The sequence below is a fragment of the Streptomyces sp. Inha503 genome (assembly GCF_047215865.1).
GTDB classification, from domain to species: Bacteria; Actinomycetota; Actinomycetes; order Streptomycetales; family Streptomycetaceae; genus Streptomyces; species Streptomyces lycopersici.
This window is the reverse complement of the sequence record NZ_CP178360.1, coordinates 641,600-665,086: the sequence shown is the minus strand read 5'-3', so window position 1 is coordinate 665,086 and position 23,487 is coordinate 641,600. Positions and strand designations below refer to the sequence as shown.

The window sequence follows — 23,487 nt, the reverse complement described above, 5'->3', positions numbered from 1 at the left end:
CGACCCTGCCTTCCCGGGCGGGCCCGACTCATGCGGCGCGCCCGGGACGCGACGCGGCAGCCGAGTCGGTGCGTGCCACCGGTGCCGGAGTGGCCGCGCGGCGCCGGTAGACCAGGTACGGGCGGATGAGATAGCCGATCGGGGCGCTCCAGACGTGGACCAGGCGGGTGAACGGCCAGGCCGCGAAGAGCAGACAGGCGCTCAGGGCGTGCAGCCGGAACAGGAGCGGCGCCCCGGCGATGGCCTCCGGATCCGGGTGGAGGGCGAAGACGCCGCGGAACCAGACCGAGACGGTCTCGCGGTAGTCGTAGCCGGGCCCGAAGAGGTTGTGCGCGGCCGTGGCGCCGATCCCGAGCAGGACGGTGGCGGACAGCAGGGGGAAGAGCAGCTTGTCGCTGCGGTCGGTGGTGAGACGGATCCGGCGGGTCAGCAGCCGTCGGGCGCACAGCATGCCCAGCCCCGTGACCATGGCCACCCCCGCCACCGAGCCCATCCAGACGGCCGCCAGGTGGTAGCCGTGCTCGGTGATCCCCACCGCCTCGGTCCATGAGTCGGGAACGGCGAGTCCCACCACATGCCCGGCGATCACGGCGAAGGCGCCGAGGTGGAACAGCGGGCTGCCCCAGCGCAGCCAGCGGTGTTCGAGGAGCTGGGTGGTGCGGGAGGTCCAGCCGAACTGGTCGTGCCGGTAGCGCCAGAGATGGCCGACCACGAACACGGCGAGACAGATGTAAGGAACGGCGACCCACAGCAGGAGGTCGGTGCCGCTCGCGGCGGGGGAGGACGCGGCGCTCATCGGTGGCCTTCCGTACGGCTCGTCGGGGCGGAGGCGGGAGGTACGAAGGTGTCCGGAGGCGCGAACTCCCCGTCACCGAAGCTCCCGTAGGGGGCGAGGCCGACCTCCTCGCCGGGCGGGCCCTCGGCGGCGAGCCGGGCCACCGCCGCGAGGTCGGCCTCGGTGGGTGGCGGCAGGAGGGTGAGCAGCGTTGCCAGGACGTGCCGGTACGGGGAGTCGGCGTCGGTCAGCGCCCGGTGGATGAGTTCCAGCCCGCGCCGGTGCTGGCGCAGCGGTGCCTCGCCGCCGCCCGTACCCGCCAGCGCGGCGAACTCCAGCACGACCGGGAGGTGGTCCGGCAGTTCACCGCCGCCGGTGTCCCAGCCGGCGGCACGGTAGCGCTGGTTCAGGGTGAGCAGGGCCATGCCCCGGCGGCGGGTGTCACCGTGCAGGTAGTAGGTGAGGTAGAGGCTGCTCTTGCGGCGCAGGTCGAACGTCTCGACGTAAGTCTCCTCCAGCGCCTCGGGCCGCTCGTCGGCGAACCAGGAGACAAAGGCGGCCAGCCGCTCGGCGGCCGGCGAGGACGGCAGCGCGCTGACGGTGGACGCCAACTCCTGTCGTGCCATGGTGAGTTCACGGTCCGGGTACTGAAGCAGCAGAGAGCACAGGCGCAGCAGCAGGGCGCGCGCCTCGGCCTCCTTCGGCGTGAGCCGGGAGGGCCGGCGTATGGCGGCCCGGACGCGGGTGCGTACCATGGCGGGCACGGTGGCTGGCAGCGGGCTCATGGGCGGCCTCCGGCGGGGTTGTCGCGGCGCGGGGTGGGCATGCCGAGCGGTACCCGTCGGCCACCGCTGTCCGACGACTCGACGGGACAGCGGTTCTCCGTCGCGGTCAGCGCGGCCGCGTCCTCCTTGTGCGCCGCGGGAACGACATAGCGGTCGGCGTACTTCGCGACGGCGAGCAGCCGGTGCAGATCCTCCCCGTCCCGCGGGGTGAGGCCCACGGCCTTCAGCGCGGCCTCGTCACCCGGCTCGCCGAGGACGCGTTCGCGCATGTACGAGCGCAGTGCGGTCAGCTTCATCAGCACCCCGGCGACCACGTCCGTGTCCCCGGCGGTGAACAGCTCCGCCAGGTACTCCAGCGGAATGCGCAGCCGGGTGACGGCGGCGAACACGTGGTCCGGGTCGTCCTGGTCGCCGCCCGCCACGGTCACCGCGTCCAGGACGGGGGAGAGCGGCGGCACGTACCAGACCATCGGCAGCGTGCGGTACTCCGGGTGGAGCGGCAGCGCCACCTTGTACCGGCACACCAGGTCGTACACGGGCGAGCGGCGGGCCGCGGCCAGCCAGTCCTCGGGGATTCCGGACTCCCGTGCCGCCGCGCGGACGTCGGGGTCGCGCGGGTCGAGGAACACACCGCGCTGGGCGTCCAGCAGGTCGTGCTCGTCGGGGGTGGCGGCGGCCTCGCCGACGCGGTCGGCGTCGTACAGCAGCAGCCCGAGGTAGCGCAGCCGGCCCACGCAGGTCTCGGAGCACACGGTCGGCTGGCCGGCCTCGACGCGTGGGAAGCAGAAGGTGCACTTCTCGGCCTTGCCGGTGGCGTGGTTGACGTACACCTTCTTGTACGGGCACGCCGTCACGCACATCCGCCAGCCCCGGCAGCGGTCCTGGTCGACCAGGACGATGCCGTCCTCCACCCGTTTGTACAGGGCGCCGGAGGGACAGGCCGACACGCAGGCCGGGTTGAGGCAGTGCTCGCAGAGCCTGGGCAGATGGAACAGGAAGGTCTGTTCGAACTCGAACCTGACTCTCTCGGCCCATTCGCCACTCAGGTTGGGGTCGCCGCCCGCGTGCTCGGGCGCGCCGCCCAGGCCGTCCTCCCAGTTGGCGCCCCAGGTGATCGAGGTCGGCTTTCCGGTGAGGACCGAGCGGGGGCGTGCGACCGGCATGTCCGGGCCGGCCGGGGCGCCGACCAGGTTGTCGTAGTCGTACGTCACCGGCTCGTAGTAGTCCTCGATCGACGGCAGATCGAGGTTGGAGAACAGGGACAGCAGCCGCTTGACGCGGCCGCCCGAGCGCAGGACGAGGCGTCCCCGCTTGTCCAGCCTCCAGCCGCCCTTCCAGTGCTCCTGGTCCTCGTAGCGGCGCGGGTAGCCGATACCCGGCTTGGTCTCGACGTTGTTGAACCAGGCGTACTCCACGCCGGTCCGGTTGGTCCAGGTCTGTTTGCAGGTGACCGAACAGGTGTGACACCCGATGCACTTGTCGAGGTTCATCACCATCGCGATCTGAGCCATCACGCGCATCAGTAGTCGACCGCCTGGGAGCGGCGGCGGATGACGGTGACCTCGTCACGCTGGTTGCCGGTCGGGCCGTAGTAGTTGAAGGCGTAGCTGAGCTGGGCGTAGCCGCCCGCGAGATGGGTGGGCTTGACCAGCAGCCGGGTGAGCGAGTTGTGGATGCCGCCGCGTTTGCCACTGACCTCGGTCTTCGGCACGTTCACCGTGCGGTCCTTGGCGTGGTACATGTACACCGTGCCCTCGGGCATGCGGTGGGTGACTACCGCCCGGGCGGCCACGACGCCGTTGCGGTTGTAGGCCTCGATCCACTCGTTGTCCTTCACGCCGATCCTCTCGGCGTCCGCGGTGGACATCCAGATCACCGGGCCACCCCGGGACAGCGCCAGCATGTAGGCGTTGTCCTGGTACTCGGAGTGGATGGACCACTTGGAGTGCGGGGTCAGATAGCGCACGGTCACCTCGGCGCGGCCCTCCTCGTGCAGTCGCTCGTCGCCGTAGTGCCGGATGGCGTTCAACGGCGGCCGGTACAACGGGAGTTGTTCGCCCAGCTCGGCCATCCAGTCGTGCTGGACGAAGAAGTGCTGGCGGCCGGTGAGGGTGTGCCAGGGCTTCCTGTGCTCGGTGTTGATGACGAACGGGGAGTAGCGCCGCCCGCCGGTCTCCGACCCCGACCACTCGTACGACGTCATCACGGCGCGTGGCTGTGTGCGGGTGTCGGCGAACGTGATCCGCTCCGCCTGGCGTTCGGCGGCCAGCTCCACCAGGCTCTCGCCGCCGGTTTGCCGCTGGAGTTCCCGGAATCCCTCGGTCGCCAGGCGGCCGTTGGTGGTGCCGGACAGGGCGAGGATCGCCTCGCACATATCGGTGGCGGTGGCCAGGGCGGGGCGGCCGGCGCCGACCCCGTCGCGCACGGTCCCGCAGCGACGGCGCAGCTCCTCGATCTCCCGGTCCGGGTGGACGGTGACGCCCTTGGTGGTCGTGCCGAGGGTGTCGAGCAACGGGCCGATGGCGCGCATCTTCTGCGCCACGACCGCGTAGTCCCGCTCCACCACGACCAGCTTGGGCATGGTCCGGCCGGGGACCGGGGCGCATTCGCCGGTCTTCCAGTCCCGTGCCACCCCTCCGGGCTGGGCGAGTTCGTCCGGTGTGTCGTGCTGAAGCGGCACCGCGAGGACATCGGTGCGGGTGCCGAGGTGCTCGGCGGCCAGTTCGCTGAATCTGTCGGCGATGGTCAGGAAGGTGTCGTAGTCGGTGCGGGCCTGCCAGGGCGGTGCGATGGCCGGGGTGAAGGCGTGCACGAAGGGGTGCATGTCCGTGCTGGACAGGTCGTCCTTCTCGTACCAGGTCGCGGCCGGCAGGACGACATCGGCCAGCAGGCCGGTGGAGGTCATCCGGAAGTCCAGGGTGACCAGCAGATCGAGCTTGCCCTCGGGAGCCTCCTCGCGCCACACCACCTCCTCGGGGCGTTCCCCGGGCGGGGTCTCGGCGGAGCGGACCGCCGCGTCCGTGCCCAGCAGATGGCGCAGGAAGTACTCGTTGCCCTTGCCGGAGGAGCCCAGCAGGTTGGCCCGCCATACGGTCAGCACCCGGGGGAAGTTGACCGGGTCGTCCGGGTCCTCGGCGGCGAACGCGAGCCGCCCGGACGCCAGCTCGTCCACGATGTGTTCGGCGACCCCGCGCCCCCGGGCCGCCGCCTCGTCGGCCAGGTCCAGCGGGTTGCGGTTGAAGCCGGGGTGGCCCGGGGTCCAGCCCAGGCGCACGGCCTGGGCGAGACAGTCCGCGAACGCCTTGCCCTTGAAGCGGCCCGCGCCGAGCGGGGAAGCCAGCTCCTCGGGGCCGAAGGTCTCGTAGCGCCACTGATTGGTGTTCAGGTACCAGTAGGAGGTGCCCGCCATGTGCCGGGTGGGCCGCTGCCAGTCGAAGGCGAACGCCAGGTGCTGGAAGCCGGTCAGCGGGCGGACCTTCTCCTGGCCGACGTAGTGCGCCCAGCCGCCGCCGTTGACGCCCTGGCAGCCGGTCATCGTGGTCAGCGCCAGGAACGCCCGGTAGATGGTGTCGGAGTGGAACCAGTGGTTGGTGCCCGCACCCATCGCGATCATCGAACGGCCTCGGGTGCGCTCGGCGTTGCGGGCGAACTCCCGCGCGACCCGGGCCGCCTGCTCCGCCGGGACGGACGTGATCGTCTCCTGCCAGGCAGGGGTGTACGGCTCGCTCGCGTCCTCGTACGAGGCGGGCCAGGTGCCCGGAAGCCCGGGACGGGCCACGCCGTACTGGGCGAGCATCAGGTCGAAGACGGTGGTGACCGGCCGGCCGCCGATCCGGCGTACGGGTACGCCGCGCAGCATGACCGAGCCGCCCTCGGTGGCGCCCTCGTCGAAGCGGGGGAGGGCCACCGTCACGGCGTCCTCCGCCCGCTCCGCCAGGCTGAGCTCGGGATCCGTGTCGCCGAGGTCGAGGTTCCAGCGGCCTCGCCCGGCCTCTCCCCACCGGAAGCCGAGCGAGCCGCCGGGGACCACCGGCTCGCCGGTGGCCCGGTCCAGCAGGACGGTCTTGAACGCCGCGTGTTCCTCGTCGGAGCCGAGGTCCGCGGCGGTGAGGAATCCGTCGGGGACGAGCCCGCGCTCGTGCTCGCGCAGCGTCACCAGGAACGGAGCGTCGGTGAACCTCCTCAAGTAGTCCTGGAAATAGGGGACTTCGCGGTCGACCAGGAACTCGCGCAGGATCACGTGCCCCATCGCCATCGCGAGCGCCCCGTCGGTGCCCGGGTGCGGGGCGAGCCACTCGTCGGCGAACTTCACGTTGTCGGCGTAGTCGGGGCTGACCGCGATGACCTTGGTGCCGTTGTAGCGCGTCTCGGTGAGGAAGTGGGCGTCGGGTGTGCGGGTGACGGGGATGTTGGAGCCCCACATGATCAGGTAGCCGGCGTTCCACCAGTCGGCCGCCTCGGGTACGTCGGTCTGGTCGCCGAAGACCTGCGGTGAGGCGATGGGGAGATCGGCGTACCAGTCGTAGAAGGAGAGCAGGGTGCCGCCGATCAGCGACATGAAGCGGGCGCCGGACGCGAAGGAGGCCATGGACATCGCCGGGATCGGGGAGAAGCCCGCCACCCGGTCCGGTCCGTATGTCTTGATGGTGTGGACATGGGCGGCGGCGATGAGTTCGGTGACCTCGTCCCAGTCGGCGCGGACTAGGCCACCCTTGCCGCGGGCCCGCTTGTAGGCGCGGGCCGTGGCCGGGTCGCCGGTGATCTCGGCCCAGGCCGCCACGGGGTCGCCGAGGCGGCGGCGCGCCTCGCGCCACGGCTTCAGCAGCGCGCTCCGCACATACGGGTAGCGGACCCGGCTGGGCGAGTAGGTGTACCAGGAGAACGACGCGCCGCGTGGGCAGCCCCGCGGTTCGTACTCGGGGCAGTCCGTGCCGATCGACGGGTAGTCGGTGGCCTGGTGCTCCCAGGTGATGATGGAGTCCTTGACGTACACCATCCACGAACACGAGCCGGTGCAGTTGACACCGTGCGTGGAGCGCACCACCTTGTCGTGCGCCCAGCGGTCCCGGTAGAACCCCTCCCACTTCGGGTCGCCGTCACCGAAGACGGCGCGTCCGTCGGCCGACACCTCACGGCGGGTCAGCAGCCTGCGGGCGGCCAGCGGCCAGCCCCCGCCCGCGCGCCGCCGTGAGGGGCGCGCAGTTTCGTCGTTCTCCATGGTCACGAACGCTAGGCGCCGGCCCCGCGCCGGGCCTGGGGCCGAAAGTCCCTGACCGGCAGGCCGCTTCGGGCCTTATCGATGGGCTCATCGGCCGCCGCGCCGGGACCGCCCCATGTCCGACGCTGGTTGCCGACCGATCCGGAGGTATCCCGTGTACGACCGCAGCGAGCGCCCGTTCGGCCGTCTCCATCGCCGTCCCCCGTGGCGGGCGCCGCGCACGGGCCGGACCGGTCACCGTCCGGCCGCCCGCCACGTCTGCCCTGACTCCCGGGCGGCCGGCCGCACACCACGCGCCAATTCCGTACGGAGGACCCGATGAGCGGCGTACGAGCGATCCGCCGACAGCACCAGAACGTCGCGGACAAGCCGTTCATCGTGATCTGGGAGTCCACCCGCGCCTGCCCCCTGGCCTGCCTGCACTGCCGCGCCGAGGCCGTGCCCGACCGCGACCCGCGGGAGCTGGACACCGCCGGGCTATCGCTCAGCCTGGACGGCCCCACGGCCGAGCTGCACGACGGATTCCGCGGTGTGCCCGGGGTGTACGGCTGGACCCTGGACGCCTGGGACACCGCCCGCGCCCTCGGCCTGAAGGTGCAGATCAACACCACCGTCACCCGGCACAACCTGCACGGCCTGCCGGACATCGTCCGCCTGATCGTGGAGCACGGCGCGACGCTGTGGAGCGCCTTCTTCCTGGTGCCCACCGGACGCGGCCGCCGGCTCGGCTCGCTCACCCCCGCCGACGCGGAGGACGTCCTGAACTTCGTGTACGACGTGGGCCTGACCGTGCCCGCCAAGACGACCGAGGCGCATCACTTCCGTCGCGTCGCGCTCCAGCGGAAGGTGCTGGCGGACGCCGGTGAGGACCACATCGAGGTGCTGGGGCTCGGGCCGCTGTACCGGCGATTGCGGGACCGCGCGGCCGAGTTGGGCCTGGACGCCGGAAGACGCCGGGCGCGCCGGCCGCCGCTGGACGTCAACGCGGGCCGCGGCTTCGTCTTCGTCTCGCACACGGGCACGGTGCACCCCAGCGGCTTCCTGCCGCTGGGCGCGGGCAGCGTACGGGAGAGGCCGCTGACGGAGATCTACCGCGCCTCGGAGCTGTTCACCGGTCTGCGGGAGGCGGACCGGCTGGGCGGCCGGTGCGGAAGGTGCGAGTTCCGCCGCGTCTGCGGCGGCTCCCGCTCGCGCGCCTACGGCATCACCGGCGATCCGTACGCCGAGGAGCCGTGGTGCGGCTACCGCCCGGGGTCCTTCCCCTGCCAGAGGGAACTCGCCGCGTTGCTGGCCGGCGACATGCGCCATGCCGAATCCGGGGCCATGGGAACGGTGGAGGTGAGCGAGTATTGGACGCCGTTGGCCCGTGGTCCCTGGTGCGCTTCCTCCATGTGACCGGTGCCGTTGTGTGGGTGGGCGGGCAGTTGGCCCTGTCGCTGGTGGTCCTGCCACTGGCCCGGCGGATGCTGTCCGCCGATATCAGGGACGGCTTCGTGGCCGGGGCGGGCCGCCGCTTCGGACTGCTGACCGGGGCGGTGTTCCTGCCCCTCCAACTCGGCACCGGCTGGGCCATGGCCTGGCACACCGGCGTCACCTGGGCCTCGCTCGCCGAACCCGGCTACGGGCGCACCCTGGCGGCCAAGCTCGGGCTGTTCGTCCTGGTCATGTTCGCCGCGGCCGGCCACGGCGTCGCCTACGCCAAGGGGCGCCCCGGGCTGGCCAGGGCGCTCGCCGTCGGTTCGCTGGCCGGTTCGCTGGGCGTCGTCCTGCTCGCCACGGCCCTGCCGGTCACATGAACCCGGCGGTTTCGGCCACCGGCCGGACGGCGGCCGTACGCCCCGCGGCCGCGGTCGGACGATGGCCGCGTCGCCGCCCGGTCCCAGCGATGTGACGTGCCGTAAGAGCACTCGCCCGGTGCGGCGTCCTCAGTCCGCGCCACGGGTGCCGGTGATCTCCCGGCCGGTGATCATCTCGGAGTCGATGCGGACGATGACGTCATCGCGCGTGACCACCCAGGAGCGTGGGCCGATCCGCGAGAGCCGTTCGTGTTCGGCCGGGTCGGTGACCACGGTAGCCCGGCCGGTGACGACGACACTCCAACCGGAGCGGGTCGCGGCGTCGAATTCGTCGGCCTCGAAGGCCACCACGACCCCGTCGATGGCGCGGACGAGACCCGAGCCCGCTGAGGTGCGCAGGAGCACGGAGGAGTCCGCGTCCAGGGAGAAGTTGACCGGGAGCACCGCGGGCAGCGCCTGCCGGGTGTAGACGACACGGCCGACCGGCACCTTGGCCAGCAGGCGCAGGCACCCCTGTGGATCGAGCACGCGAAAGCCTTCGACGTGGAACATCAGTCCATGCTGCCTTCCACGGCCGGGGCACTGTTAGGGCCGTAAGGCCTTTGCTCATTCGCCCGCTGTTCCAGCCGGGGCGTGCGGACAACCTCGTACGGAACCCCGTGATCCGGCCGGACGGGAAACCGGGGACCGCCGGGCCGGATGATGAGGCCGGATGGCCCACCCTTGGCGGACTCGGCCTGCGGATAGTGGCGTTAGGCCACCGACGCGCACCGCGCGGTCGGGCGGCCGACGGCCCACGGGCGGATTGCCGGGGCCGCACCACCGCGAACACGAAGGGGCGGGCTGGCAATGCTTCAGCCGTCGAGGAAGCAGAACGAGTCACCGGCAACGGCCGCGTCCGTGTCCGTGTCCGGCCGGGCGTGGCTGATGCTGGCGCTGGCCACGGGGGGATTCGCCGTCAACTTCTGGGCCTGGGCACTGCTCAGCCCGCTCGGCCCGCGCTTCAAGGACACTCTGCACCTGACCTCGTTCCAGCAGTCGCTGCTGGTGGCGGTGCCGGTGGTGGTCGGCTCGCTGGGACGGATCCCGGTGGGCGCGCTGACCGACCGGTTCGGCGGGCGCGTGATGTTCCCGCTCGTCTCGGCGACCACCATCGTGCCGGTGCTCCACCTCGGTCTGACCGGCCACTCCTCGCTCGCGGCCCTGTTGGTGGGAGGTTTCTTCCTCGGTATCGGCGGGACCGCGTTCGCCGTCGGTGTGCCCTTCGTCAGCGCCTGGTTCCCGCCGGAGCGGCGCGGGCTGGCCATCGGCGTCTTCGGGGCCGGCATGGGCGGCACCGCGATCAGCGCGCTGACCACGGTCAGGCTGGTGAAGGCACACGGCATGGCCAACCCCTTCCTGATCACCGCCGCCGTGCTGGCGGCCTACGCGACTGTGGCCGCCCTGGCGCTGCGCGACGCGCCCGGCCGTACGGTGCCCACCGAATCGCTGGGCCGCCGCCTCGCCGCCACCCTCAGGCTCGGCATCACCTGGCGGGCGTCCGCCCTGTACGCGGTGGCCTTCGGCGGCTACGTCGCCTTCTCCGTCTACCTGCCCACCTACCTGAAGACCGGCTACGGCCTGACCCAGGCGGACGCGGCGAACCGGATGGCCGGCTTCGTGCTGCTGGCGGTCTTGACGCGCCCGGTCGGCGGCTGGCTGTCGGACCGCGTCGGCCCGGTGCGGGTGCTCGCCGTGACGCTGGCCGTGGTCCTCGCCGCGGCCTTCGTCCAGTCGTTCACGCCGCCCCTGGCGCCGGTGGGCACGATCGCGTTCCTGGCGATGGCCGCCGCGCTCGGCGCGGGCAGTGGCGCCGTGTTCGCCCTGGTAGCCCTGCTGACCCCGGCGCACGAGGTCGGCTCGGTCACCGGCGTCGTCGGCGCCGCGGGCGGCCTCGGAGGCTTCGTACCGCCGCTGGTGATGGGCTCGCTGTACGGCGCGTACGGCTCGTACGCCCTCGGCCTGGTCCTGCTCGCGGTGGTGGCGGCCGCGGCGCTCGCCTTCACCGGCACGGGCGTGCGCCACGCGGTCACCCGGCGGACCCCCGCACCCCAGGCGCACTGAGCGGGAAAGGAGAGTCGAGCGATGTGCGAGTACTGCGGCTGCCAGGCGCTGGAGACGATCGACAAGCTGACCCAGGAACATGAGCGGGTCGTGACACTCATCAGCCACGTCCGCGACGCCCACCGCGGCGGCGAGGTCGCCCGCATGGCGGAAGTCGCCCGTGAGATCGCCGCCGTGCTCGGCCCGCACACCCGAGTCGAGGAGGACGGCCTGTTCCCGGCACTGGCCGGCGACTTCCCCGGCCAGATGGCCGCCCTGGAGGACGAGCACCGCCGCATCGAGACCGTGCTGGCGGAGGCGGCCGGACCGTTCCTGGCCGATCCCACCTGGGCGGAGCGGCTGATGGAGACCCTCGACCTGCTGCGCGATCACATCCTCAAGGAGCAGGACGGCGTCTTCCCCGCAGCCCTGGCGTCGCTGACCACCGAACAGTGGGAGGCCATCGAGGCAGTACGTGCCCGCGTCGGCACCCGCATGCCGGAGCCGTCCCCGTGACCTGACGACCCCTTCCTCCCTCCGCCCCGCCGTCGAGCCGCTCCTCGGGGCGCCGTCGATCCGCGCCCGCTCGTCGGGCATCCTGGTGTCGGTCGGCGCGACGGAAAAGGGGAACAGCTGTGGTGGACGAGTGCGGTCAAAAGCCCCGCGATACCCCGGTGTCCGGGGCCTTGCCCCAGTTGCGGCTGGATGAACTGCTGGAGGGCCTGCAACAGCAGGTGGCGCAGGTCCGGTCGGCACGCGACCGCATCCACACGCTGCTGGACGCGGTGCTCGCGATCGGCTCCGACTTGGAGCTGGCGGTGGTGCTTCAGCGCATCGTGGAGTCGGCCGTCAGCCTGGTCGACGCGGAGTACGGGGCGCTCGGCGTGCTGGGCGAGGAAGGCACGATCAAACAGTTCCTCACCGTCGGCATCGACGAGGAGACCATCGCGGGAATGGGTCACTATCCGCGCGGTGAGGGCATCCTGGGGCTGCTGATCCGCCACCCTGAGCCGCTGCGCCTGGCCAACCTGGCACAACATCCCTCTTCCGTGGGTTTCCCGTCCGGGCACCCGCCGATGACCAGCTTCCTCGGTACCCCGATCAAGGTGCGCGAGCAGGTCTTCGGCAACCTGTACCTGACCGACAAGCAGGGTGCCGCGGAGTTCGACGCCGACGACGAGGCGGTGCTGCGCACCCTGGCCGCGGCGGCCGGTGTGGCGATCGACAACGCCCGGCTGTACGACGAAGCCCGCCGCCGGCAGCGGTGGCTGGTGGCGAGCAACGAACTGACCCGCAGTCTGCTGTCCGGAGCCGAACCCGCCGCGGTGCTGGAATCCTTCACCGCCACCCTGCGCGAGATGGCCGGCGCCGACCTGGTCACGCTGGCCATCCCGGTCGGCGACAGCGGCGAGCTGGTCATCGAGGCCGCCTCCGGAACGCGCGCGGAGGACGCGCGTGGTCTGGTACTGGGCGCCGCCACACTGGCCGCGAAGGTCTTCGCCTCCGGCGAGACCATCACCAGCGACGCGGTCAGCGCCGATCCGCGGGCCACCGGTGGCAGCGCCGCGATCGTGGAGCTGGGCCCCGCCTTCCTCGTCCCCCTCGGCACCCGCGACCATGTGCGGGGCGTGTTGCAGGTGGCCAACGTGCCGGGCGGCCCGGTCTTCACCGACGCCGTCATCGACATGGTGATCGGGTACGGCAACCAGGCGGCGCTGGCACTCGAGGTCGCCGAGCACCGGCAGGACGCCGATCGCATGCTGGTCCTCAACGACCGTGACCGGATCGCCCGCGATCTGCACGACCTCGTCATCCAGCGGTTATTCGCCGGGGCGCTGACCTTGCAGTCCACGCTCGGCCGGCTCGCCGACCGGCCGCAGGTGGGTGCGCGGGTCCAGCGGGTGGTGGACGACCTGGACGACACCATCAAGGTCATCCGCTCCACCATCTACTCGCTCGGCGAGCAGGAACGCTCCCGGAGCGAAGGGCTGCGAGCCCGGCTGGTGGCGGCCATGGAGAGGGCCGCCGAGGCCCTGGGCTTCCCGCCCGCGCTGCGCATGACCGGCCTGCTGGACACCAACGTCCCCGCCGGGCATGCCGAGCACATGCTGGCCGTGGCCGGCGAGGCCCTGTCCAACGCGGCCCGGCACGCCCATGCCACCGCCGTCGACGTCAGCGTGGAGGTCACCGACACGGCGCTGCGGCTGAAGGTGGCGGACAACGGCCACGGCGTCGACCCGGCCGTCACCCGCCGAAGCGGCCTGGCCAACCTCCAGCAGCGCGCCGAGGAACTGGGCGGCTCCTTCTCCCTCCGCCCGAACGAGCCGAACGGCACCATCGTGGAATGGACCGCGCCGCTGTACGCCACCCCATGACGTCCAGGCAGGATGTGGGCATCGGGCGCCGCGTCAGGCCGAGACCACCCTGCCCGCGCTGCGGCCGGTGCTCTTCCTCGTCCTCACCCTGGGCACGATCGCCACCTGGCAGGTCTTCGACCAGGTGTATGCGATGGGCCAGGGCGCTCCGGGCAACATGACGCTGACGCCGGCCTTCCTGTCGTACTCGGCGGCCTTCGACGACGCCGACTTCGGGCAGGGCGCGGGCATCGCTCCGGACCTTCTGGTCGGTGGTGCTGCCGATGGCCCGGCCCGCGCTGATCGCCCTGACGATCCTGTCGTTCCAGGGCTCGTGGAACGAGTTCCTTCGTGCAGGGCGCGAACTCGGGGGCGGTCAAGGAAAATAGCCCGTGGCCGCCCGCGTCCCGCCTCGACGTCATCCCGTCAGATCGCCCTCCCGCTCGTTGACCGCCGAGTAGTGCCGCAGTTTCTCCTCGTCGACGCGCACCCCCAGGCCCGGCCCCTGCGGGACGGCGAGGCGGCCGTCGACGAGCGGGATCGGGTCAGCGATGTCATCGGCGTGCAGGTAGTACATGCTGTCGATGGCGCGGCTGAGCAACGGAGTGCTGGCGACCACGGCGAGGTGGGCGGCGGTGGCGATGCCGAGTTCGCCGCCGCTGTGCAGGTTCATCCCGAGGCCGAAGGTCTCGCAGTGGGCGGCGAGGGCCTTGGTCGGCGCGATGCCGCCCCACTTGTAGACGTCGCCGTGGACGACGTCCACCGCGCCGAGCCGCACCGCCGGAGCGAAGTCCTCGAAGCGGACGACACACATGTTCGTGCACAGCGGGATGCGCACCTTGGCCCGCACCTGGCTCATGCCCTCGATGCCGGGGCACGGGTCCTCCAGGTACTCCAGGTCCAGCTCCTCCAGCTTGATGCCCGCACGCACCGAATCCGGCACCGACCAGGCCGCGTTGGGGTCGACACGCAGCTCGGTGTCCGGCAGCGCGGCACGCAGCGCGCGGAGGTTGGCGACATCGCCGTCCACATCGCCGGTGCCCTTGAGCTTGACCGCCGGGAAACCGCCCTCGGCCGCCACCCGGGTGGCGTGCTCGGCCAGGGCATCCGGGGTGGCGCCGTCGGCGCGGGTGACCAGCGCGGTGAGCGGGACGGTGTCGCGTACCGCCCCGCCGAGCAGATCGGTGAGCGAGTGGCCGGTGGCCTTGCCCATGGTGTCCCAGCAGGCGACGTCCAGAGCGGCGATGGCGGCGTAGCCGAGGTAGCCGTGGAAGAACGGCACCATGTGCTGCTTGCGGTGGAAGGACTCCAGGGCGAACGGGCTGGTGCCGATGAGGTCGGGCGCGAGCTTGCGCACCAGCGCGGCCACCGGCTGCCCCCACATCGTCTCGCCCCAGCCGTCCACCCCCTCGTCGGTCCGGATCCGGACCACGGTGCGGGTCTCGCCCGTCTTGGTCTCGAAGGAGCTGGTGAACGGGGAGGTGAGGGGGAGGTTCACGACCCAGACGTCGATGTGTGTGACCTTCATGTACCAGATCCTCCTCAGATGGCACCGGGGGCGGTTGCTTCGGCGAACGCCCGGATCGCCCGGGCCAGTTCGGTGGCGCGGGCGGACAGCTCGCCCGGGTCGGGGCGAGCGGCGGACGGGTCGTCGGTCATCCCGCCCACCCGTGCCCACTCGCCGTGCCGCTCGGCGGTGAGGCCGGGGTGCGGCGGGGCGTTGAAGAGCGGTGGGGCGCCGACGGGACGGTGTGGCTCGATGGGCGTACGGACCAGGTCCGGGTGGGCGGCGAGCATGAGGGAGGTCTCGTAGCGGCCCGCGTGCCCGGGGTTCTCCGGCGCCTCGCCGAGGCTCCAGTAGGAGCAGGCCGCGAACGCGCCCTCGGTACGCAGGGCGTGTTCCTTGACCGCCAGGCGCATGATCTCGTCATTGCCACCGTGGCCGTTCACGATCATGACGCGGTGGAAGCCGCTCTCGGTGAGGGACCGCAGAATGTCGGCGAGGACCGCCGCCAGGGTGCCCGCCGACAGCGACACCGCGGCCGCGAAGAGGTGGTGCGGGCTGTGCCCGTACGGCAGGGCGGGAAGGCGTACGACCGGCGGCCCGGCGTCCGCCAGCAGCTCGGCCGCCCGGTCCACCACCGCCGTGACCAGCAGTGTGTCGGTGCCCATCGGCAGGTGGCCGGAGTGCTGTTCCTGCGAGCCGATGGGCAGCATGGCGACGGCGTCCGCGCCCGCGGCCCGTGCTTCGCGCCAGGTGAGTTCGGTCAGTCGGAGCAATGTGGTACTACCTCCTGGGTTCATGGCGTGGCAGAGTCTGCGCATGGCCGCACTCGCCCCCGACGGCGGACGCCCCCGGCTCCGCCTGGTGCCCGATCCCCCGGTCGCCCCCGCACGCCCGCTGCTGGGCGCGGTGGAGGTGCTGCCCGGACAGGTGCGCGCGGCGCTGGTCGACCGCTCCGGGAAGCTGCTGCGGCGCACCGCGGCCGGCTTCGACCCGGGGGAGCGGGAGGCGGACGGAGTGGACGCGGCGGTGCGGCAGGCCGCACTGGAGTGCTTCGACGGGCGTGAGCTGACCGGGGTCGGAGTGGCCGCGACCGGTCTCGTGGACCCGGAGCGGGGCACGTTCATCGAGGTCAACGACGTGCCGGCGCTGCGCGGCTACCCGGTCGCGGAGGTGCTGCGGCGAGCGCTGGGGGTGCCGGTGTATGTCGAGCACCGGGCCCGGCTCCAGGCGCTGGGCGACCGGTGGTTCGGCGTGGGCCGGGGCCTGCGGTCCTTCGCCTCGGTGTCCACCGGCGAGGTGCTGGGCGTCGGGGTGTTCTTCGGCGGCGAGTTGCTGGCCCCGCACGGCGGCCGCAGCGGGGCCCATATGACGGTGCTGGCCGGTGGCGAGCGGTGCACCTGCGGGGCGCGCGGCTGCTGGAAGACCGTGGCCACGACGCGCTGGCTGCGGCGGCGGGCGCAGGCGGCGGGACTGGGCACCCACATGACGCTCGAGGCGCTGGTACGACACGGGGACGGTGCCCGGCCGATGGTCGAGGAGTACGCCGACAACCTCGCGCTCGGCCTGGTCAACATCCAGCAGCTCTTCGCCCCCGGTCTGTTCGTGCTGCACGGTGAGGCCGTCGAGGGCGGAGAGGGGTTCCGGGCCCGGGTCGAGGAGCGGCTGCGGCGGGACAGCGGCTGGTCGACGGCCGCTCCGCCACGGGTGGTGCTGGGCGAGGCGGGCCGGCCGGACGACGTGGCGCTGCTCGGGGGCGCGGGGCTGGTCCTCACGCACCGGTAGTCCCGCCGCCGGTCCCGCCGCCCGTCCAAGTCCCGCCGCCGGTCGCGGTCCCCGTCCGGGTACCGGTCCTGGTCCTGGTCCGGTACGCGTCGGGGCGTGGCACGGCGGCCAGCAGCTCACGGGTGTACGGGTGCCGGGGCGCGCCCAGCACGGCGGCGGTCTCCCCGCACTCGACCACCCTGCCGCGCCGCAGCACCGCCACCCGGTCGGCGATCTGCCGGACCACGGCGAGGTTGTGCGAGACGAACACGTAGGTCAGACCGTGCTGTCGCTGCAACTCGACCAGCAGATCGAGGACCTGGGACTGGACGGAGACGTCGAGGGCGCTGGTCGGCTCGTCGAGCACCACGAGCCGTGGCGAGGACGCCAGCGCACGGGCGATGGAGACGCGCTGCCGCTGCCCGCCGGAGGACTCGTGCGGGTACCGGTCCTGCAACCGCGCCGGCAGCCCGACCGACTCCAGCAGCTCGCCGACCCGCTCCCGCAGCCGCGCCCTGGCGCGCCGTCCGCGGTAGGCGGCGTCATGGGTGACCAGCGGCTCGGCCACGATATCGGTGACCTTCATGCGCGGATTCATGCTCGAGTACGGGTCCTGGAGCACGACCTGCATCCCGGCCCGTAGCGCGCGAAGCTCGGCGGGCGGCAGCCCGGCGAGGTCGTGGCCCTCGAAGCGGACGGTCCCGGCGGTGGGGTCCAGCAGCGCCAGCAGCAGCCGGGTCAGGGTCGTCTTGCCGGAGCCGGACTCGCCGACGAGGGCGAGGGTCTCGCCGTCCTCGACGGTGAGCGTGACATCGTCGGCGGCGAGGGTGCGGGTGGCGCCGGGTCCGGTGAACTCCTTGGTCAGACCGTCGAGTTCGAGCAGTGGCCGTTTCGCGGGTGTCTTCGTCCCGGCGGTCGTCATGATGTCGGCTCCAGTCGCGGGGTGGCGGCCAGCAGGTCGCGGGTGTACTGCTGCCGGGGCCTCTCGAAGACCTCGGCGACGGTGCCGTGCTCCACGACCCGTCCGGCGTTCATCACCACGACCCGGTCGGCGGTCTCCGCGACCACCCCGAGGTCGTGGGTGACCAGCACCACCGCCATCCCGTGCCGGGCGCGCAGATCGGCGAGGAGGTCCAGGATCTGGCGTTGCACGGTGACGTCCAGGGCGGTGGTCGGCTCGTCGGCGATGAGTACCCGCGGCCGGCCGACCAGCGCCGTCGCGATCATCACGCGCTGACGCAGCCCGCCGGACAGCTCGTGCGGGTACTGCCGTGCCCGCAGTTCCGGATCCGGGATGCCGACCTCGTCCAGCGCCCGTACCGCCTCCTCCCGGGCCACGGCGCGCGAGGCCCCGCGGTGGGTGCGCAACACCTCGGCCACCTGGTTGCCGACCCACTGAAGTGGGTCGAGGCTGGTCATCGGGTCCTGGAAGACCATCGCGACGTCGTTGCCGCGCACCTCGCGCAGCCGCTTCTCGGGCAGCGCGAGCAGGTCGCGGCCGTCGAGGAGGATCTCGCCGCCCGGGTAGGCGCACGGCGGCTCGGGGTTGAGCCGCAGCGCGGCGAGCATGGTGGCCGACTTGCCGCTGCCGGATTCGCCGACGACGGCCAGGGTCTCTCCGGCGTATGCCGCCAGGCTCACGCCGCGCACAGCGTGCACGGGGCCGGTGGCGAGCCGGAAGTCGACGTGCAGATCGCGGATCTCGAGTACGGGAGCGGGTGGCGCATGTGTGGTCATCGGCGGTATGCCTTCGGGTCCGTGACGTCGCGCAGCGCGTCGCCGGTGATGTTGATGGCCAGGGAGGTGAGCATCAGCGCCAGCCCGGGGAAGACCGCGACCCACCACGAGGTGCCGAGATAGAGCTGGCCGTCGGCGAGCATCGAGCCCCAGGTGACGGTCTCCTTGGGGACACCGAGGCCGAGGTAGCTGAGCGAGGCCTCGGCGACGATGGCCGCCGCGATGTGCAGGGTGGCGATGGTGGCCAGGTGCGGCAGGACGTTGGGGAGCAGGTGGCGGCGCATGATGGTGAGGTCCGTGACGCCGGTGGCCCGGGCCTGGGTCACATAGTCCCGGGTGCGCAGCGACAACACCTCGGAGCGGACCACGCGGGCATACGCCACCCAGCCGGTGAAGCCGAGCACCAGGACGACGTTCCACAGCCCGGAGCCGAGGAAGCCGACGATGGCGAGCGCCAGCAGCAGTGAGGGGAAGGCGAGTTGGATGTCGGCGAAGCGCATCAGGATCCGGTCCGGCCATCCGCCGCGGAAGCCGGCGAACAGCCCGCACGCCGCCCCCACCACACCCGCGAGCAGCGCCGCGCCGATGCCGACGAGGAGCGAGACCCGGGAGCCGTAGATGACGCGGGACAGCACATCGCGGCCGAGCTGGTCGGTGCCCAGCGGGTGGGCGAGGCTGCCGCCGCCCTCCCAGGCCGGGGGTGTGAGCCGGGCGAGGAGTTGCTGCTTGGCCGGGTCGTCCGGGGCGAGCAGCGGGGAGAAGACGGCGGCGATCACCAGCAGCGCGAGGACGCCGAGGGCGACCAGGGCGAGCCGGTTGCGTACGACGGTCATGGCTGGGCCCGCACTCTCGGGTCGAGGAGGCTGTAGGAGAGGTCGACGAGCAGGTTGACGATCACGAAGGCGGCGGCGAAGAACAGGACGGCCGCCTGCACCAGTGGGAAGTCCCGGTGCGAGATGGCCTCCACGGTCAGCCGTCCGATGCCCGGCCAGGAGAAGACCTGCTCGGTGAGGATCGCCCCGCCGAGCAGCCCGCCGAACTCCAGGCCGATCACGGTGACGGTCGGCAGCGAGGCGTTGCGCAGCCCGTGTGCGAGCACCACCTTCGCCGGGCCGAGCCCCTTGGCCTTCGCCGTACGGATGTGGTCCGAGCCGAGGACGTCGATGAGCGAGGAGCGCAGCAGCCGGGCGATGACCGCGATGGAGTAGACGGACAGTGTGACGGCGGGCAGCACCAGATGTGCGAACGTGCCGTAGCCGGAGGCCGGAAGCACCTTGAGCCGCACCGAGAAGAGCAGCACCAGCAGGATGCCGACCCAGAACGGCGGGGTGGACTGGCCGAGCAGCACCGCCGTCATCACGCCCCTGTCGCCGGCCCGGCCACGCCGTGTCGCGGCGTAGATCCCGGCCGGTATGGCGATGACGAGGCTGAGCACCAGGGCGCCGGCGGCGAGTTCGAGGGTGGCCGGGACGCGGTCGGCGATGACCTGGCTGACCGGCTCGTGGTAGACGAGCGAGTCGCCGAGGTCGAACCGGAGCAGCCCCCACAGGAAGTCGCCGTACTGCGCGATCAGGGGCTGGTCCAGGCCGAGTTGGGAGCGGAGTGTGGCCTCCTGGGCGGCGGTGGCGTCCGGGGGCAGCAGCTGCTTGACCGGGTCGCCGGAGAGCCGTACCAGGACGAAGGCCAGGGTGGCGGCGGCGAAGAGCACGCCGACGGCGGTGGCGAGCCGGACCAGGACATGGCGGAGGAGGCCGGACTTCGGCTTGCGGGCGGTGACCGTCGGCTGGACGGAGGCGGCCGTCATGCCCTCACCTCCGCGCTCTCCATGGCCAGGGAGCCGTTGACGACCGGTGTCCAGCGCACCCGGGTGGTCCGGGCGAGGATGATGTCCTGCTGGTAGAGCGGTACGAACGGGGCCTCGCGCTTGATCAGGCGCTGGAGCGCGGTGAACGCGCGCTGCCGGTCTTCGGGGTCCATGGACAGCTCCTCGGCGTCGATGAGCCGGTCGGCCTCCTTCGACACCCACCGGCTCTGCCGACGGTCATGACGCACGTTCGACTGCACCATGGACGCGCCGTCGAGCGTCCAGGCGGTGGAGGCGGCGAGGTAGACGGGGCCGAGCGCGTGCCGGTTGTCGGAGGTGAGGCGGGCGGAGAAGGTGCCGGGGTCGAGCAGATCGACGCGGGCCCGGATGCCGGCGCGGTCGAGCAGGCCGGAGATGGCCTCGGCGACCTGGGCGTCGTCGTTGGAGGCGGTGAGCGTGGTGGTGAGGCCGTGCGGGTGTCCGGCCTCGGCGAGCAGCCGCCGGGCGGTCCGTATCGAGCGCCGGAAGGGCTCGACGGATCCGTCGAAACCGACGACGCCGCGCGGCAGCATCGCGGGCACCTCGCGCGCCTTGCCGTCCAGTACGGCCTTGATGAGCAGCGGCACGTCGATGGCGTGGTTGAGCGCCTGCCGCACGCGGCGGTCGCGCAGCGGCCCGGAGGTGGTGTCGAGATTGAGGTACGCGGTCCGCACACCCCGGTGGCTCTCCAGCTCCACGCCCGCGTAGCCGGACAGCTGCCGGGCGGCGTCCGGGGTGAGCCCGGTGACCAGGTCGACCTCGTCGCTCTGCAACGCGGCCAGCGCGGAGGCGGGGTTGGGCAGCGCGCGGAAGACGAGGCGGTCGGCCCCGGGGGAGCCGTGGAAGTGGTGGCGGTTGGCGCGCAGCCGTAGCTCGCGGTCGCGCCGGAAGGATTGGAAGACGAACGGTCCGGTGCCGACCGGACGTTTGGCGAAGGTGGCGTCGCCGACGTCGGCGAGGTACTTCGGCGGCACGATGACGCCGCCGAAGAGCGACAGCTTCGCGGGCAGGATCGGGTCGTGGAGTGTGGTGTGCACATCGACGGTGTGGCGGTCGACCACGCGGACCGAGGTCACGTACCGCAGCTCGACGATCGGCGACCGCGTCTTCGGGTCGAGGACCCGCTCGATGGAGAACTTGACGGCATCGGCGTCGAACTCCTCCCCGTTGTGGAAGCGCACGCCTCTCCGGAGGCGGAAGCGCCAGACGGTCCTGGAGCGGGGCTCCCAGGAGGTGGCGAGCCGGGCGGCTAGCCGGCCGGAGGCATCTCGGGTGGTGAGGGTGTCGAAGATGTTGATCAGGACGTTCATGGAGACCATGTCGCCCTGCTTGTGCGGATCGAGCGTGGTGGGGTCGGTCGGCTGCGCCACCCGGAGGGTGCCTTCGCCGCCCGCGCCCGCGGCGGTTCCGCATCCGGTGAGCGCTGTCGGCGCGGCGATGACAGGTAGTGCGAGGCCGCCCAGCCGAAGGGCCTCGCGGCGCGACATTGATGGAGGAGTCACGATCTGCCCTCCGCGTGATGTTCCATTGAACGGTTTGTTCGTTCCGGGAGCCGGAACGGTGATGCGTTAAGCTAAGCGACATGCCGAAGCCGGTCAATACCTCCGCCCCCCGCCGTGAGGAGCCGCCCGCCGCCGCGACGGGTCCCGTGGACAAGGCGCTCGCGGTGCTGGACGCGCTGGTCCAGCCCGATGCCCCACACCGCCTGGCCGACCTCGCCGCCCGCACGGGACTGCCGAAGCCGACCGTCCACCGCCTGCTGCACACCTTCGCCGAGGCCGGTTACGCGGTCCCGGGCCCCGGCGGCAACTATCAGGCCGGGCCGCGCCTGCTCGGGCTCGCCGCCACGGCGCTGGCCGCCAGCCGCGAGCTGCGCCTTGCCCGCCCGGTCCTGGACGACCTGCGGCTGCGCACCGGCCACTTGGCCCACTTCTCGGTACGGGACGGCGCCGTGGCGGTGCATGTGACGCAGTCGGAGCCGTCGTCCACGTACCGCATGCCGCTCACTGCGGGCGGCGAAGTCCCGCTGTACTGCTCGGCGGTGGGGTGGGCGATGCTGTCGGCCCTGCCGTCCCCGGCGGCGGCGGAGCTTCTGGGCGGAGAACCGCTCCCGGCCCGTACGCCACGGACGGTGCGGGACCCGGGGGCCGTGCTCGCCGCTCTGCCCGCCGTGCGCGAGCGAGGCTATGCGGTCGATGACGAATACGCGGAGCAGGACGTCCGCGCCATCGCGGCCCCGGTGCTGGGGCCGGGCGACCGGGTGGCCGGGGCGGTCGGCATCGTCGGGCTGACGTTCACGCTGGACGAGGAGAGCGTGGCGGTGCTGGGGCCGATGGTGCGGGCCGCCGCCGGTACGGTGTCCGCGGCGTTGCGCGGCGGTGCGGGGGCGCTGGGGATCGTACGGGGGCAGGAGTGAGCGGGGGCGGCCGGACCCCACAGGGGGTGGAACGGAGGGGAGTGGTCTGCCCGCCCCCGGCGGACCGGCAGACAGGCCCACCAGCGGACCGGCCGACACGGCTCGCAACACTCCTGGCGGCCGGCCGCCGGGCCGGGATCTACTCCGCCGCCGCCTGGTCGGTCGGCACCGCGGCCGGCCGGGAGACCCATGGGCACCTGGGCACACGGCGTTGGGGCGGGGCGGAGCTGAACGGCACCGAGCTATGGGATCTGGCCTCGGTGACGAAGCCGATCGTGGGCCTGGCGGCACTGCGGCTGGTGGAGGCGGGAGCGCTCCGGCTGGACGACACGGTCGGCGCGTATCTGCCGGAGTACCGCCGAGTGCCGGGCAAGGCGGACATCACCGTCACCCAGCTGCTCACCCATACCTCCGGCCTGCCCGGCGGCACCCCGCTCTGGCGCGCGCACTCCGACCGGGACGGGCTGCTGGCCGCCCTCCGCGGGCTGCCGCTCCGAGGGGCGCCGGGCACGGTGGTGGAGTACTCCTCGGCGGGCTTCGTCCTGCTCGGCCTGATCCTCGAACAGGCCACCGCGACCGGCCTGGACGAGCTGGTGGCGCGGCAGGTGTGCGAGCCACTCGGCATGCGCGAGACGGTCTTCGCACCCGGCCCGGCAGCACGTGAACGCGCGGTCTCCACGGAGCTGTGCACCTGGCGCGGCCGCCTGGTGACCGGTCAGGTGCACGATGAGAACGCGGTGGTGCTCGGCGGAGTCTGCGGCCACGCCGGGCTGTTCGCACCGCTGACCGACATGGACCGGCTGGGCCGGGCGCTCGCGGCGGGCGGCGACGGCCTGCTGAGCGCGCCCGGCTTCGCCCGTATGACCGCCTGCCATACGGAGGGCCTCCCGCTGCGCCGCTGCCTCGGCTGGCAGGGGCGGGACGTGGTGGGGTCGCCGGTCGGTACGGCGATGGGGCCGTCCTCGTACGGCCACACGGGCTTCACGGGGACGAGCCTGTGGGTGGAGCCGGCGGTGGACGGAGCCGAGGCGGACGGGGCGGGCGCGCACAGGACAGGGGCGGAAGGCCGCTACTACGTCCTCCTCACCAACCGCGTCCACCCCAGCCGCGACCCCCGCCGCTTCCCGGCGGTCCGCCGCGCTTTCCACCATCACGCGGCGGCGCTCGCCCGCCGCGGTCCACTCGGCTTCGGTGCCGTCCGGAAGCGCTGATG

20 protein-coding genes and 1 pseudogene are annotated in these 23,487 nt (G+C 72.4%); 9 read left to right on the top strand and 12 right to left on the bottom strand.

The window, feature by feature from the left end:
• Positions 1 to 28: 28 nt before the first annotated feature.
• Genes narI through ACJX2R_RS02980 form a run of 4 tightly spaced genes read right to left on the bottom strand, consistent with a single transcriptional unit; the run spans position 29 to position 6,778 of the window.
• On the bottom strand, positions 29 to 796 hold the full coding sequence (gene narI / locus ACJX2R_RS02995; protein WP_413098610.1) for a respiratory nitrate reductase subunit gamma: 768 nt from the start codon (positions 794 to 796) through the stop codon (positions 29 to 31).
• Positions 793 to 1,560, bottom strand: a complete 768-nt coding sequence (narJ, locus tag ACJX2R_RS02990; protein ID WP_413098609.1) for a nitrate reductase molybdenum cofactor assembly chaperone — start codon at positions 1,558 to 1,560, stop codon at positions 793 to 795. Before narJ ends, narI begins: the two co-directional genes overlap by 4 nt.
• On the bottom strand, positions 1,557 to 3,080 hold the full coding sequence (narH, locus tag ACJX2R_RS02985; protein ID WP_413098608.1) for a nitrate reductase subunit beta: 1,524 nt from the start codon (positions 3,078 to 3,080) through the stop codon (positions 1,557 to 1,559). The genes narJ and narH overlap by 4 nt, the downstream gene beginning before the upstream one ends.
• Complete coding sequence (locus ACJX2R_RS02980; protein ID WP_413098607.1) at positions 3,080 to 6,778, bottom strand: nitrate reductase subunit alpha; 3,699 nt, start codon at positions 6,776 to 6,778, stop codon at positions 3,080 to 3,082. The genes narH and ACJX2R_RS02980 overlap by 1 nt, the downstream gene beginning before the upstream one ends.
• Before the next feature lie 318 nt (positions 6,779 to 7,096).
• Between ACJX2R_RS02980 and ACJX2R_RS02975 the strand changes: the two genes are divergently transcribed.
• Both ACJX2R_RS02975 and ACJX2R_RS02970 read left to right on the top strand, forming a co-directional pair.
• Positions 7,097 to 8,173 carry a radical SAM/SPASM domain-containing protein gene (locus tag ACJX2R_RS02975; protein WP_413098606.1) on the top strand — a complete coding sequence of 359 codons (1,077 nt, stop codon included), beginning with the start codon at positions 7,097 to 7,099 and terminating at the stop codon, positions 8,171 to 8,173.
• The gene (locus ACJX2R_RS02970) at positions 8,170 to 8,574 is read left to right on the top strand and encodes a hypothetical protein (RefSeq protein WP_413098605.1); all 405 of its coding nucleotides are present in this window, start codon (positions 8,170 to 8,172) and stop codon (positions 8,572 to 8,574) included. Before ACJX2R_RS02975 ends, ACJX2R_RS02970 begins: the two co-directional genes overlap by 4 nt.
• A 129-nt stretch (positions 8,575 to 8,703) precedes the next feature.
• Here ACJX2R_RS02970 and ACJX2R_RS02965 read toward each other — a convergent pair whose 3' ends face one another.
• Positions 8,704 to 9,126: a pyridoxamine 5'-phosphate oxidase family protein gene (locus ACJX2R_RS02965; RefSeq protein WP_413098604.1), complete on the bottom strand. Its 423-nt coding sequence runs from the start codon at positions 9,124 to 9,126 to the stop codon at positions 8,704 to 8,706.
• 297 nt (positions 9,127 to 9,423) lie between these two features.
• Here ACJX2R_RS02965 and ACJX2R_RS02960 point away from each other — a divergent pair, with 297 nt between their 5' ends.
• The 4 genes and pseudogenes from ACJX2R_RS02960 to ACJX2R_RS02945 all read left to right on the top strand — a co-directional run.
• Positions 9,424 to 10,677: an MFS transporter gene (locus tag ACJX2R_RS02960; RefSeq protein WP_413098603.1), complete on the top strand. Its 1,254-nt coding sequence runs from the start codon at positions 9,424 to 9,426 to the stop codon at positions 10,675 to 10,677.
• 21 nt (positions 10,678 to 10,698) lie between these two features.
• A complete protein-coding gene (locus tag ACJX2R_RS02955; RefSeq protein ID WP_413098602.1) occupies positions 10,699 to 11,172 on the top strand; it encodes a hemerythrin domain-containing protein in 474 nt (157 codons plus the stop codon).
• A gap of 158 nt (positions 11,173 to 11,330) precedes the next feature.
• Positions 11,331 to 13,031 carry a GAF domain-containing protein gene (locus tag ACJX2R_RS02950; protein WP_413098601.1) on the top strand — a complete coding sequence of 567 codons (1,701 nt, stop codon included), beginning with the start codon at positions 11,331 to 11,333 and terminating at the stop codon, positions 13,029 to 13,031.
• A gap of 46 nt (positions 13,032 to 13,077) precedes the next feature.
• Positions 13,078 to 13,278: pseudogene (locus ACJX2R_RS02945) on the top strand (sugar ABC transporter permease); the annotation flags it as partial.
• Positions 13,279 to 13,428: 150 nt separating this feature from the next.
• Here the strand turns inward: ACJX2R_RS02945 and ACJX2R_RS02940 are convergent.
• Positions 13,429 to 14,538, bottom strand: a complete 1,110-nt coding sequence (locus ACJX2R_RS02940) for a mandelate racemase/muconate lactonizing enzyme family protein (protein WP_413098600.1) — start codon at positions 14,536 to 14,538, stop codon at positions 13,429 to 13,431.
• Between the two features lie 14 nt (positions 14,539 to 14,552).
• The gene (locus ACJX2R_RS02935; protein ID WP_413098599.1) at positions 14,553 to 15,314 is read right to left on the bottom strand and encodes a creatininase family protein; all 762 of its coding nucleotides are present in this window, start codon (positions 15,312 to 15,314) and stop codon (positions 14,553 to 14,555) included.
• A 19-nt stretch (positions 15,315 to 15,333) separates the two neighbouring features.
• On the opposite strand from ACJX2R_RS02935, the gene ACJX2R_RS02930 reads away from it, so the two are divergent.
• Positions 15,334 to 16,299: an ROK family protein gene (locus tag ACJX2R_RS02930; protein ID WP_413098598.1), complete on the top strand. Its 966-nt coding sequence runs from the start codon at positions 15,334 to 15,336 to the stop codon at positions 16,297 to 16,299.
• On the opposite strand, the gene ACJX2R_RS02925 is transcribed toward ACJX2R_RS02930, so the two are convergent.
• The 5 genes from ACJX2R_RS02925 to ACJX2R_RS02905 are packed head-to-tail and all read right to left on the bottom strand — an operon-like array spanning position 16,286 to position 21,345.
• Positions 16,286 to 17,200, bottom strand: coding sequence for an ATP-binding cassette domain-containing protein (locus ACJX2R_RS02925; RefSeq protein ID WP_413098597.1), 915 nt, complete (start codon positions 17,198 to 17,200; stop codon positions 16,286 to 16,288). The genes ACJX2R_RS02930 and ACJX2R_RS02925 overlap by 14 nt on opposite strands.
• The gene (locus tag ACJX2R_RS02920; protein ID WP_413098596.1) at positions 17,197 to 18,015 is read right to left on the bottom strand and encodes an ATP-binding cassette domain-containing protein; all 819 of its coding nucleotides are present in this window, start codon (positions 18,013 to 18,015) and stop codon (positions 17,197 to 17,199) included. The genes ACJX2R_RS02925 and ACJX2R_RS02920 overlap by 4 nt, the downstream gene beginning before the upstream one ends.
• Positions 18,012 to 18,848, bottom strand: coding sequence for an ABC transporter permease (locus ACJX2R_RS02915; protein WP_413098595.1), 837 nt, complete (start codon positions 18,846 to 18,848; stop codon positions 18,012 to 18,014). The genes ACJX2R_RS02920 and ACJX2R_RS02915 overlap by 4 nt, the downstream gene beginning before the upstream one ends.
• A complete protein-coding gene (locus ACJX2R_RS02910; RefSeq protein WP_262704271.1) occupies positions 18,845 to 19,819 on the bottom strand; it encodes an ABC transporter permease in 975 nt (324 codons plus the stop codon). The genes ACJX2R_RS02915 and ACJX2R_RS02910 overlap by 4 nt, the downstream gene beginning before the upstream one ends.
• Entirely contained in the window at positions 19,816 to 21,345 is a 1,530-nt protein-coding gene (locus ACJX2R_RS02905) for an ABC transporter substrate-binding protein (RefSeq protein ID WP_413105760.1), read from the bottom strand. The genes ACJX2R_RS02910 and ACJX2R_RS02905 overlap by 4 nt, the downstream gene beginning before the upstream one ends.
• A 95-nt stretch (positions 21,346 to 21,440) precedes the next feature.
• On the opposite strand from ACJX2R_RS02905, the gene ACJX2R_RS02900 reads away from it, so the two are divergent.
• Both ACJX2R_RS02900 and ACJX2R_RS02895 read left to right on the top strand, forming a co-directional pair.
• Positions 21,441 to 22,274 (top strand): IclR family transcriptional regulator, encoded by an 834-nt coding sequence (locus ACJX2R_RS02900; protein WP_413098594.1) that lies wholly within the window; start codon positions 21,441 to 21,443, stop codon positions 22,272 to 22,274.
• A gap of 113 nt (positions 22,275 to 22,387) precedes the next feature.
• Positions 22,388 to 23,485, top strand: a complete 1,098-nt coding sequence (locus ACJX2R_RS02895; RefSeq protein WP_413105759.1) for a serine hydrolase domain-containing protein — start codon at positions 22,388 to 22,390, stop codon at positions 23,483 to 23,485.
• The last annotated feature ends 2 nt before the right edge of the window (positions 23,486 to 23,487 follow it).